Annotated in this window: 8 protein-coding genes; 2 read left to right on the top strand and 6 right to left on the bottom strand. The window is 52.3% G+C overall.

The window, feature by feature from the left end; translation table 11 throughout:
- Positions 1-5: 5 nt before the first annotated feature.
- Positions 6-725 (top strand): DUF2290 domain-containing protein, encoded by a 720-nt coding sequence (locus tag PanJK_RS08180; RefSeq protein WP_265298782.1) that lies wholly within the window; start codon positions 6-8, stop codon positions 723-725.
- A 411-nt stretch (positions 726-1,136) separates the two neighbouring features.
- Here PanJK_RS08180 and PanJK_RS08175 read toward each other — a convergent pair whose 3' ends face one another.
- The 4 genes from PanJK_RS08175 to PanJK_RS08160 form a co-directional block, all read right to left on the bottom strand.
- On the bottom strand, positions 1,137-1,841 hold the full coding sequence (locus tag PanJK_RS08175) for an MgtC/SapB family protein (RefSeq protein WP_008103447.1): 705 nt from the start codon (positions 1,839-1,841) through the stop codon (positions 1,137-1,139).
- A 342-nt stretch (positions 1,842-2,183) separates the two neighbouring features.
- Entirely contained in the window at positions 2,184-4,055 is a 1,872-nt protein-coding gene (locus tag PanJK_RS08170; RefSeq protein WP_265298781.1) for a TolC family protein, read from the bottom strand.
- Between the two features lie 5 nt (positions 4,056-4,060).
- Complete coding sequence (locus tag PanJK_RS08165; RefSeq protein WP_256697530.1) at positions 4,061-5,302, bottom strand: HlyD family type I secretion periplasmic adaptor subunit; 1,242 nt, start codon at positions 5,300-5,302, stop codon at positions 4,061-4,063.
- Positions 5,299-7,611 (bottom strand): type I secretion system permease/ATPase, encoded by a 2,313-nt coding sequence (locus tag PanJK_RS08160; protein WP_265298780.1) that lies wholly within the window; start codon positions 7,609-7,611, stop codon positions 5,299-5,301. Before PanJK_RS08160 ends, PanJK_RS08165 begins: the two co-directional genes overlap by 4 nt.
- Positions 7,612-7,879: 268 nt before the next feature.
- On the opposite strand from PanJK_RS08160, the gene ddlA reads away from it, so the two are divergent.
- A complete protein-coding gene (ddlA, locus tag PanJK_RS08155; RefSeq protein ID WP_265298779.1) occupies positions 7,880-8,962 on the top strand; it encodes a D-alanine--D-alanine ligase in 1,083 nt (360 codons plus the stop codon).
- A 14-nt stretch (positions 8,963-8,976) separates the two neighbouring features.
- Here the strand turns inward: ddlA and PanJK_RS08150 are convergent, their stop codons facing one another.
- Positions 8,977-10,401 carry a sensor domain-containing diguanylate cyclase gene (locus PanJK_RS08150; RefSeq protein WP_265298778.1) on the bottom strand — a complete coding sequence of 475 codons (1,425 nt, stop codon included), beginning with the start codon at positions 10,399-10,401 and terminating at the stop codon, positions 8,977-8,979.
- A 294-nt stretch (positions 10,402-10,695) separates the two neighbouring features.
- The gene (locus PanJK_RS08145) at positions 10,696-12,171 is read right to left on the bottom strand and encodes a SulP family inorganic anion transporter (protein WP_265298777.1); all 1,476 of its coding nucleotides are present in this window, start codon (positions 12,169-12,171) and stop codon (positions 10,696-10,698) included.
- Between the last annotated feature and the right edge of the window lie 67 nt (positions 12,172-12,238).

The following is a 12,238-nucleotide window of genomic DNA, read 5'->3' as shown; positions in this document are numbered from 1 at the left end:
TTAAAATGATTAGGCCTGAAGTAATGGTCAGTTATTTAAACAAACTGTGCTTAGAATGGGATAGTGCTGGCCTATCTTTAGGCTCTAATCGCTCTTGTATACGCCAAATGAAGAGTAATAAAACATTGGTGAGCTGGGATAGCGAAAATATTGTTTTAAAAGATAATGAATTTTCTACTCTCGAAGAGTACATCACGCTTCTATCGTGTTCACAGTATACTCTTGTATTATTTGATGGCTCATTACTTCAATTATCATATACACTCGAAAGAAATGAGGTTGTTGGACATAGACTATGTTGGTACCCCTCTCCAATAGATGTTACTGGCATACAAGAAATTGATGAAATTATATTTAAAATACAAAACATCATGAGTGATAACAGTAATGTTTTGGAGGAGCACATTACCAACCCTCAAGCTAGCTACCCCATCAGTTTAAAAGGCATTTATAATAGAAGCCCGTTACGTTTTGATTTTTCAGTTATGCCTGACGATAAAAAAGACGATCACCCTGATGTGCATTTACACATTAGTAACGAGAACTGCAGAATACCCGTCAAAACACCTCTTTGCATTAGAATGTTCATGCAGTTTATTGTAAGTAACTTTTATCATAATATTCCTATTGAAGGTTCTCTTGTTAATGATTTACCAAGCTGGGAAAATAATGACATGTTGACTGCACACCACAGAGGTAAAATTCATTTTAGCTATAATCGTTAAAAAATTATTGTCAGTGAAACAATCAAATCGCCATGCTTTCTTATATTAGTATTGTTAAAAGAAATTATTATGATGAAATGTGATTTCAGTAACCACATCCATTTCTACTTCAATAAGGTTTGGCTTTTGACACGCTAAAGCATGGTTGGAAGTGGCAGCAAAGTGGCAGCAGAGCGCAACGCTATGTGCCACTTTTCATCACTATTCGGCCTAAAGAAAAGATAAAAATCAGTAAGTTACTGATTTTTATCGCTTCAAATTGGGACTCATAATCGCTTGGTCGCTGGTTCAAACCCAGCAGGGGCCACCAATTTAGCGAATAAATTCATATTATTAAGCCACCTATCTCAAGGTGGCTTTTTTCTTCTTCATTCAAAGTGGCGATTAAATGGCGTCACGTTTGCCAAAAGACTAATCCCGTTCCAACTCACTCACCTGCCATCTTACCGAACTGACGCCTTTCTCCAGACTAATGCGGCTCACCAGGCTTTCAAGCTGGTCGGTTAACGTCGGATTGCCAATCACCTCGGCATTTACTTCCATGCGATGCGGCGGATCCATATCTTCACTGTGCAGTGATTGTAGTCGTAGGCCGCTGCCGCCGAGCGTGTGCAGCATCAAGCTGCGGACCTGAACTTCATCCTGCGCGAGGCAGATGATTTGTACTTTATAGTGTTGAATCGCTTCTGCGGCTGAGACGATGGTTTGACGGTTAATTCCTAAAGCCAATTCACGCAGCAGAATATTCGCGCACAGTATCACCATGCAGCCGATCGTCGCCTCCAACAGCAATCCCATGCTGCACAGCACGCCTATGGCGGCGGTGCACCACAAGGTGGCGGCGGTATTCAATCCGCGGATGTTTAAGCCATCACGCATGATCACGCCTCCGCCGAGGAAACCGATACCGGATACCACATAGGCTGCAACACGCGACGCATCGGTGGCGATGCCTGGCACGCTTTGTGTCATCAGAACGAAGAGACATGCGCCGGTGCTGACCAGCGCATTGGTGCGCAATCCGGTCATGCGTTGACGTAACTGGCGCTCACTGCCAATCAGTGCGCCCAAAACCAGCGCGACGGTGACGCGCAGTAAAAAGATTTTCCAATCCATGATAGACCTCACTCCACAACTCTTTATTTGCGGAATAACAGGTTAAAAATGGATTACAGACAGTGCGAATACCGCTGGGAATCAGCTGCATTATGCTTATGAAAAGGGGTGATTCTGGGAGGAAATCAACCGTCTTAACGCGCAGTTAAGACAGCGTAAAAGCTATCTTACCGCGAGGTCCTGTTGTAATCGTGTGGGACAAGTGTCCAATGCCGTTCTCCTCTTGGGTAAAAATTCGCCGCGATTCTAAAGTGGTTTGCGCCGCGTTGCCAACTCAAAAAGCCCGTTCGTTTACGTTGGGTTAAGGACAAGAAACCCGCCGAAGCGGGTTTATGTGCCAGTTTATCGTCCGGTCGTCAACCAACGACTCAGCGTGCCGGAGTTAGCATATCCGCTGATAATGGCGGCATAGCTATCAAAACGGTTGCTGACTTCACTGACCTGGTTGTTGTACAAATCGCTTTCTGCGCTCAGTACGTCCAGCAATGAACGGCGGCCTAAGTGATACCACTGATCAAAGAAGTCCTTACGAATACGGTCGGATTCCACAATCAGGTTTTTATACAGCACGGCGCGTTCCGCTGTTGAGTGTGCATTCTGGCTGGCTGCGCGCACACGGTTTTCCAGATCGCGGCGCTGTTCTTGCACCTGCTGACGGCTCGCTTCGGCGCGTTTAATCGCCGCAATTTCCTGTGCATTGGTTGAACCGCCGCGGAATAAGCCCCAGCTCACGTTGAGGCCGGTTTGCCATGCCTGCTGGCGCCCAAGCTGATCTTCACGGGTGTTTTTGCTCACCGTCCAGTTGAGCTTTGGCAGACCAGAAGCTTTGATCGCCTCCGCCTCTTTGAAGGCCGCTCGCTCTTCGGCGCTGGCGCGCAAGATCAGCGGATGGACATCCAGACTCGTCAGCTGGCGATTTAAATCGCCAAAGGAAAGCGCCCACTTATCACTGGCTGGTAAAGTCACGCGGCTGTTGCCCATCAGGCGATTCAGGGTGATTTCTACATCACGTGCGCGTGATTCGGCATTTTCCAGATAGCTTTGCGCTTGCAGCAAGCGCCCTTTCGCCTGCGTCAGTTCACTGCGACGTCCAGTATCTGATTGAACAATGCCGCTGAGCATTTTGGTCAGCTCTGCCATACGCCCCAGATATTGTTTGCTGATAGCAATGACGTGCTGCTGTTTATTCCACTCAATCAATGCATTACTTACCTGCATCGCCAGATCTTCACGCTGTGCCTGCACCGCCTGTAAGGCTGACTTAACGCGCTCTTCGCGGCTTTCAATGGTGCGACTGGTTTGGCCAAAGTCGATAAGGTTGGTCGCTACTGAAACACCTAATGATGGCGTATTCCCCTGGTATTCATAATTCTTCGTGCCACTGCCAAACTTTTTGGTGGCGGATGCGGCGCTGACATCAACCTGCGGCCAGCGCTGGCCTTTTGCTTCATCTACGCTGGCTTCAGCCGCATCGCCCTGAGCGATATAGGACTTCAGTGACGGACTGATACGCCAGGTAATGCGTGCAGCCGAAAGAAACTTTTGCCGAATTTCACTTTCGGCAACCGTTTCATTAGCCCCGCCCCTTAGCGTAACCGGAGAAGTCGTGACTGCAGCATCGGCTGAAGGCGTGCTTACAAAATTGATATTTGCCTGTGGGCTTTCCACTGGAGCATGAGTCGCTGTTTGCGCAGATTGTGGCTGACTCACTTTCCGCGCCGGTTGCAGCGGATTGAACGGCTGTGGCTCAGGACGACGCTGTTCCTCAGTCAGGAAACCGCCGCCCTGAATTTCAGCCGGCTGGCTCGGTTTGGCATTGATCGGTGCTGCATGCTCTATGACCTTAAACTGTTGCGGAGCTTCCGCTATCGCATGCGGTGCAATCGGCGCAACTGACGGCTGAACCGGCTGAGTAATAATAGTCGCAGGTTTCTGCCTTTCAGCGAAGAGCGGCTGCTGCGCTGGCACAGCGATCTCTGGTCGCGCAATGTTTACCGCAGGTGCCGGTGCCACATGAACCGGCAAGGGCTGAGTTCGCACCGCCGCTGGAGCCGGTACCGCTGGACGCTGGCCGCTCATCTCTGCAAACATCATTAACTCACTGGTAGAATCAGCCATTACGTTGACCGCCGGTGCCATCACCACCGCAATACAAACGGCAAGCAGAGAGAGATGACGCGCCTGTACGTAGCGCATCTTGTTATTATTTTTCATGATTATTAACGCTCGCGGAATGCTTCTTTAGCTTTCAGGACCGGCTTCAGCAGGTAATCGAGAATGGTTTTCTCACCCGTGCGCACCTCGACGGTGGCGATCATGCCGGGAATGATTGGCAGATCTTTGTTACCCGCATGCAGCGTGCTTTTGTCCGTCAGGATCAGTACGCGATAGTAGGTATCATCCGGGCGTCCACTGGCCGCTTTCTGATCGTCTTTCAGGGTATCTGGACTGATGTATTCAACGTGCCCATCAAGCCCGCCGTATATGGCAAAGTCGTAGGCCGTGATTTTCACCTTGGCCGGTAAACCAGGACGCAGGAAGGCGACATCAGACGGACGGATTTTCCCTTCCACCAGCAACTGCTCTTCCAGAGGAACGATTTCGAGGATGTGCTCACCTGGCTGAATAACCCCGCCAATCGTGTTTACCCGCACGTTTTTCACCGTACCGCGCACTGGCGCCACTATCGTGGTGCGATCAACGATATCGGCACGACCAATAAGGTTTTCGCTCACCTGGCTCAGTTCTAATTCCAGGCGTCCCAGCTCGGTGTGGGCATCAGATTGATAGCGGTTACGACGCTCAACAATTTGCGCCTGAATGTCATTGGCCTGACGCTGCATGCGCAGTAGTTCGACTTCCGACAAGAGCCCTTTGGCCGCTAACGGTTCAGCCAGATGAATCTCACGCATTGAAAGTGCGTAACTGCGTTGCAATGAGTTGATGCTGTCACTTAACGCACGTTTACGCGATTCATATGCTTTCGTTTCCTGCGCCACCACAGCCGGATCGCGCTTCACCTGCTCATCAAACGCCAGTGGCAGTGAATACGCTTCCGCACGCAGGCGCGCAATGCTGCCCTTAAGACCCACCACTTTGCTCAGGACTTCGCGATAGCTGGACTGGGCACGCGTTGGGTCAATCTTCAGCAGCACATCTCCGGGATCCACTACCGTACCTTCACGCACATTCATCTCTGCCAGAATGCCGCCTTCCAGGCTTTGAATGACCTGTTCACGACTGCGTGAGATGACTTTGCCATCGCCTTTGGTGATCTCTTCGACTCGTGCGTAATTGGCCCAGGTTAATCCTATGCCTAATACCGCGATGATAATCCACATCACCAGCTTGGAACCGGGCGTGGTTTGTGACAGCAGAGATGCCTGCACGTCATTCATAAATTCGGCATCAGCAGCGGACATACCTTTCTCGCTCTTACGCCATGGCATTAACTTGCTCATACTGCAGCCTCCTCTTGTGCTGCTTCTTTCGGCGCAGACACTGCCGAAGCATCGTTAGCGGGCGCTGACGCAGGTACTGCCGGTTCAGCAGCCTTACGCGGCTGCGGACGGGCTTTGTTTTTCCCTTCCAGCGCGGCAAGTACCTGATCTTTAGGACCGTCCGCGACCACTTTTCCTTCTTCCACTACGATGATGCGATCGACCAGCGCCAGAATGGATGGACGATGCGTTACCACGATCAGCGTGTGTCCTTCACTGGCACGACGTAAGTGCGTGAGGAACTGGTTTTCAGTCATGCTATCCATGGCGCTGGTTGGCTCATCCATCAGCAGCACTTTTGGACGCGTCAGCAGCGTTCTCGCCAGAGAAACCAACTGACGCTGACCACCTGACAGGCCTTCACCGCCCTCGCCGACCGTTAAATTGATCCCGCTTGGATGACGTGCGGCAACGTGATCCAGACCAGTAAGGTTCAGCACGCGCAACAGCTCATTGGCAGTGGCGTCCGGGCGCCCAATCATCACGTTTTCGCGCAGCGTGCCATAAAACAGACGCGCATCCTGCCCGACAAAACCAACGGCTTTGCGCCAGTCCGCTGGATCAATCTGGTTTACGTCCAACCCATCGGCTGAAAGCTGACCTTTAACCGGCTGGTAGAGTCGCGCCATCACACGTAATAAGGTGGATTTACCGCTACCGATGCGACCGAGAATCGCGACGCGTTCTCCGGCTTTGATGCTCAACGAGATATCTTTGAGGATCTCCGGGTTCGGCTTCATTGGCGGTGCTGGATAGGAGAAGTTGACGTTAGTCAGCGTGATCTCACCACTCAACGGTGGATCAGTGAGATAGGTTTTGCTGCTGTCACGATCGACGGGCATCTCCATCAGTTTGTTCAGCGAAGTTAACGCGGCTTTTGCCTGCTGATAACGCACTGCCAAACCAATAACCTGGCCGAGCGGGCCGGTGGCGCGGCTGGCGAGCATCACGGTGGCGATCATCGCACCCATGGTGAACGTGCCTTCGTTGATCAGATAAACACCGGCAACCACCAACATCACGGTCTGGAACTGCTGCAGGAACGTCACCACGCCGGTTGCCAGCGTCGAGTAACGTTTTGATTTCATTGAGTTAGCTGATTGCAGTGCACTGAAGTTTTCCCAGCGGCGCTGCATGTGCGCTTCACCGCCCACCGCTTTCAGCGTTTCCATGCCTTCAACCGACTCGATCAATACGCCTTGCTTGAGCGAGGCGTCACGCAAGTTCTCTTTCATGATGCGTGCCAATGGCCACTGGATCGCGGCACTGACGATGATGATCAAAGGGATCATCATGAGCGGAATGATTGCTAACGGGCCGCTGATAAAGAAGATCACGCCAACAAACATCAGAATGAAGGGCAGATCGGAAATCGCCGCCAGCGTGGCGGAAGCCACGAAGTCACGCACCGATTCGTACTCACGAATTTGGTTCGCAAAGGTTCCTGAGGAAGCCGGTTTATGCTCCATCTGGATGGAAAGCGCCTGGCGGAACAGCATACTGCCAAGCACTAAATCGGCCTTTTTACCGGCCATGTCCAGTAGATGCGCACGTACGAAACGCGTAACGGCTTCAAAAACCATCGCAATGGTGACGCCAATGGCCAGCGACCACAGCGTTACGAAGGCCTGATTGGGCACCACACGGTCATAGACGTTCATGGTGAAAAAGATGCTGGAAAGACCGAGGACGTTGATCAATACCGCCGCAATTGCGGCGCTGCGGTAATAGCGGCGATAGCGCCACAGCGTGGTAAACAGCCAATGGCCTTTCACCTCTGGCAACATTTCACTGGCACGCTCATCAACCACCGCAGCAGGTTTCGCCATCACGGCGAAGCCGGCGTAGATCTCATTGAGTTCTGCCAGGCTCATCTCAACGGCTGAAGCGCTCACTTCTGGCATCACCAGTTGGAAACGCAATTCACGTTGATTCTCTTCGTTGGTGTGAATACGGCGTGACAGCACAATACAGCCGCCGCCCTCTTTGCGCAGCAGTATCATCGGCATTAACTGTTCCGGAAGATCCTGCAGACGTCGTTCGACCATACCGCCGGTAATGCCGGCATTTTCCAGCGCAGTCATGGCTTGTGATGGTGAGAGCAATGTCGCTTTTGGCAAACCCGCCACCAGCGCTTCTTCACTTTTCTCGCGTTTGTAGTGTTTGCAGATCCAAGCCACGCTTTTTAACAACGTGTCATCCACCCTGGTTTCAATACGAGCAACAGAACGCGCATCCTGCTCCACAGCATCCTGCTTCTGGTCGACCATTTCCCGACTCCTGTAAACCTGACAAAAAAACGGTGAGCACATTGCCCACCGTTGCACCTGTTTGAATTGGGAAAATTCTGACAGAAGGCAGGTTTTGAGCCGTCCAAGACTTGTCTCAAACGGTTATGAATAATTGTTTAAACTCGTGACTGAGCAGGCTGAGATAGACTGTTTTACAGTGTGTTATGCAGGAAAAAGCAGGGCTGTTGATGGCTGTCCTGGGCATGTTATCTTACTGGCTCGCTTTATCGCAATCGGACAAATAGCAATGGTAAAACAGCGTGTAGGGATCGTGTTTGGCGGCAAATCAGCCGAGCATGAAGTGTCATTACAATCAGCCAAAAACATCCTCGAAGCCATCGACAAGAGTAAGTATGACGTGGTGTTACTGGGGATCGATAAACAGGGTGAATGGCATCTCAATGATGCATCGGGATTCTTGCTCAACGCTGAGAATCCGAAGCTGATTGCCCTTAATCGTTCAGGTGAAAATATCGCGCTGGTACCAGGAAGTTCTTCCCAGCAGGTGATTACCCGTCAGCAGGCGCAGCCGCTATCACAACTGGATGTTATTTTCCCTATCGTGCACGGCACGCTGGGTGAAGATGGTTCGCTGCAGGGCTTATTGCGCATGGCGAATCTGCCGTTTGTCGGTTCTGACGTGCTCGGTTCTGCAGTCAGCATGGACAAAGATTTCACCAAGCGCCTGTTACGTGATGCTGGTCTGAGCGTCGCTCCCTGGCTGAGCGTAACGCAGGCACAGCGCGCGAATATTAACGCTGAGGCCGTGATTGCGCGCTTTGGTCTGCCGCTGTTTATCAAACCGGCTAACCAGGGATCATCCGTCGGCGTGAGCAAAGTCGACAGCGTTGAAGCGTTCGATGTCGCACTGGATCTGGCCTTTACGTTCGATCGCAAAGTGTTGATCGAGCAAGGGATCAAAGGACGCGAGATTGAGTGTGCTGTGCTCGGCAACGATACGCCAGAAGCCAGCCCATGCGGCGAAGTGGTCGTCCACGATGCCTTTTACTCCTACGACACCAAATACATCAGCGAAAGCGGCGCTCAAGTGGTGGTGCCAGCAGCGATCAGCGATGAAGCCAGCGAGGCAATACGTCAGGTGGCGATTACCGCGTTTCAGGCGTTGGAGTGTTTTGGTATGGCGCGTGTTGACGTGTTCCTGACGGAAAGCGGCGAGATCATTGTCAATGAAGTGAATACCCTGCCAGGCTTCACCAACATCAGCATGTATCCGAAGTTATGGCAGGCTGCGGGCTTAAGCTACAGCGACCTGATTTCCCGTCTGATCGAGCTGGCACAGCAGCGTCATCAACAGACCAGCCGCGTGTAAAAGGCGGACGTGGCTCAGGCCACGTCATTCATCATGCTGCGCGGTTCCATCGCCGGTGAGGTTTGATTTCGTCCATTGCGTTTGGAGAGATAGAGATTCTTATCCGCCGCTGACACTAAACGATTAATTACGCCAGGCCACTCACGTTCGCTCTGCGCACTGCCGCGCGCCAGGCCTAAACTGGCGGTGACCGTTACCGTGTTGCCCTGAATCCAGAACTTCTCTTTGACCATCGCCTGGCGCACTGTTTCAGCCAGTTGATAGAGCTGGCTGTGGCTACAATCGAACACCACCACCACAAACTCTTCACCACCAAATCGACACACCATGCCACGGTTACCAACCACACGCTGAATGCGCCGCGCAATCTCTTCAAGCACGCAATCACCGGCATCGTGACCGAAGTTGTCGTTAATGGCTTTGAAATAGTCGACATCGAGCATCACTACGCCGGCTTCCCGCTGTAACGAAAAAGGTTCATTTCTCAGACTTTCATACAGACCGGAACGCGACAGCAACTGGGTGAGGAAATCAAAATTAGCGCGCAAAGCAAGGCGATGATTCAGCTGGCGGATGGCATCCATGCTCACCGCCACAAGCAATGGACTGAGCGCAACGGTAGCAACGCCAAGGCGTGCCGAAGTGAGATGGCTAATCGGCAGCAGCGCATCGTCACCCTGAATATTCATGACGCCGTGCGACACCAGCACAATCTCGGTGATACCGGTTATCAGGATCACCAAACTGGTCAACGGAATCGGCAACACGATAGCGCACCAGATCAGGGCAGGAACCGGGAATGTCAGGCTGCCTGCCCCGCCAATTAATGCTCCAACGATCAGCGACAGGATGACCGCCGCCAGTGGCAGCAGTTTGCCGGGATGCAGCAAGGTGCGCGGTGAAACCGTGCGCAGCGGGCGTGCCAACATTACCGGCAGCAGCATCAGCGAAGTGGAGAACTGTTCGCTGAACCAGTCGCCCCACGCCACGATAAAGCGCGCATTGAAATCGATATCCTGCGCCCATGCGCCCCAGGTCGCACACGCCGCCGCGCCAAGAAAACAGGCGGGAAAAATGCGCATCGCATTAAATACCTGACTGTTAGCGGAAGGACGCTGCAAATGTTTGATCAGCATGCTGACCGCGACGAGGATAAACAGAATATTAGCAAAATTGACGGTAAACGCCGGCAGCGCCCAGCCGGAAAATACCGTGTCGTTAAAAACCATCGCACTAAAACACACCAGATAACTGGAGGTGGTGTGCAAAAACGGATTCCGCACGATCAGTCCCGCCACCAGTGCATTCACCGGCCAAAACAGAGAGAACTCTTCGGGAATGCGTAAATGGCTGCCGATAAAGCAGAAAAACAGCGTAATGAAGAACAGCGTGAGAGCATTCTTTTTAAAATTATTCTCTTCAAACAGCATAACGCGCATACGTCTGAACCCTGTAACCTGGAAAGTGCCGCCATCAGCCATAGGCATCAGCAAGCATTAAACCGGAAATAACCGTGCGATGATTCGGTAATTAAGCAAGTGTTCGTCATCCTACTCTGCGGCTGGGCGGCGCTCAACCTGCCATAAACAGCAGTGTCGGGCCAAATGGCATTGTGGAAACGCTAGAGAAAAAGGATAAAACTTGCGGCAATTATGCCTTGTAAATAAAAAAATCGGCTATCCGAGATATCCGATTTTTCATTTTAAAACCACTATTCCAGCGCAGACTTATTGCTATTTCACCACAACAGGCCACTGATTCAGACGAATGCCACGTTCACGCGCGTTTTCACCAAAGTCTTTTAGCACCGCCTTAACGTCCGGATCCATATACTCGGCGTTATCGTTATCCACAACGACCACGCTATTTTCCGGAATTTCCGCCAGCAATCCCTGCAGTTTCGGATTGTGCATAAAGGTCAGATTTTGCTTGAGGCGTAAAACGTAGTGACCGTCATGACGCGTGAGCTGCAAGGCGTTGCGATGGCTTTTATAGATGCTGTAGAGAATTTGGGTAGCGATGCCAATTCCAATGCCGGCCAGCATGCCAAACACGATAATCCCGCCGATGGTGGCAAGGAATGGCACATATTGCTGCGGCCCCATGCGTATCTGCTCAATGAACAGGCGCGGTGTAGCCAGCTTATAACCGGTATAGAGCAGCACCGCCGCGAGGCTGGCAAGGGGAATCGCGTTGAGCAGATTACTGAACCACAGGCCGCAAATTAATAGCAGCACACCATGGATTAGAATCGACAGCTTAGTTTGCGCGCCAACGCTCACATTCACCGAGCTGCGCACGATCACCGCAGTAATCGGCATCGCGCCAAGGAAACCAGCCGTCAGGTTACCAATGCCCTGCGCAAACATCTCTTTGTTGGGTGAAGGTGCAGGATTTTGCGGACGCAGTTTCTTCAGCGCTTCCTGGCTGAGCAGCGTTTCAAGGCTCGCGACCAGCGCCAGCGTTATCGCCACCATCCACACAGCAGGGTTTTGCCACGCTTGCCAGTCTGGCGTTTCCAGCTCCGCCACCAGCGCCGACATGCTATCAAACGCAGGTAGCGTGATGCGCGGTAAGCCTTCTGCCAGCGCCGGGAACAGACGATCGCCAAACACTGTGGCGGCACAGCCCACCAGCACCGCCACCAGCGGGCCGGGCATCCAGCTTAGCGCTTTAAACGATTTAATCAGCGGTGTGGTCCATAGCCAGAGAATCAATAATCCCGCGACAGCAACCAGCATCGCACTGCGCGAAAATTGAAACTCCCCGTTAACCAACGACAGCAGCTCGACATCGCCCGCCGCGCCGAATGCGACCGAAATTTGCTGCATAATCAGCAGAATACCAATCGCCGCCAGCATGCCTTTAATCACGCTGCTCGGCACCAGCGCGATAAAGCGTCCGGCACGCAGTAAGCCAAACAGGCACTGCAACGCACCCGCCAGAATCAGCGCGGTGAGAAAGGCGGAAAAGCTTCCTAGCGTGGCGATCGATGCGACCACAATCGTCACCAAACCCGCCGCTGGACCGCTGACGGCAAAGCGCGACGGGCTGAGCGCAGTAACCAGCAAACCGCCAATCACACCGGTTAGCAGACCAGCAAAGGGGGGCAATCCACTTGCCTGCGCGATGCCAAGACAGAGCGGCAGCGCGACCAGAAACACCACTAAACCAGCCGGAATATCCTGACGAAGCGTGCTTAAATTCATGGCGTTGATTCCTCTGCAGATTGCTGAATTAACCGCGCGCGGCGCTGCATAGCCAGACTGCGATTTA

Source organism: Pantoea sp. JK (assembly GCF_026130245.1).
Taxonomy (GTDB): Bacteria; Pseudomonadota; Gammaproteobacteria; order Enterobacterales; family Enterobacteriaceae; genus Pantoea; species Pantoea trifolii.
Note: the sequence above shows the minus strand (reverse complement) of the source record. Positions and strands in the feature narration are given on the sequence as shown.

Coding starts and splice junctions, on each gene's coding strand:
- PanJK_RS08180 (WP_265298782.1), top strand. CDS start 6: ATGATTAGGCCTGAAGTAATGGTCAGTTATTTAAACAAACTGTGCTTA.
- PanJK_RS08175 (WP_008103447.1), bottom strand. CDS start 1,841: ATGGATTGGAAAATCTTTTTACTGCGCGTCACCGTCGCGCTGGTTTTG.
- PanJK_RS08170 (WP_265298781.1), bottom strand. CDS start 4,055: ATGAAAAATAATAACAAGATGCGCTACGTACAGGCGCGTCATCTCTCT.
- PanJK_RS08165 (WP_256697530.1), bottom strand. CDS start 5,302: ATGAGCAAGTTAATGCCATGGCGTAAGAGCGAGAAAGGTATGTCCGCT.
- PanJK_RS08160 (WP_265298780.1), bottom strand. CDS start 7,611: ATGGTCGACCAGAAGCAGGATGCTGTGGAGCAGGATGCGCGTTCTGTT.
- ddlA (WP_265298779.1), top strand. CDS start 7,880: ATGGTAAAACAGCGTGTAGGGATCGTGTTTGGCGGCAAATCAGCCGAG.
- PanJK_RS08150 (WP_265298778.1), bottom strand. CDS start 10,401: ATGCGCGTTATGCTGTTTGAAGAGAATAATTTTAAAAAGAATGCTCTC.
- PanJK_RS08145 (WP_265298777.1), bottom strand. CDS start 12,171: ATGAATTTAAGCACGCTTCGTCAGGATATTCCGGCTGGTTTAGTGGTG.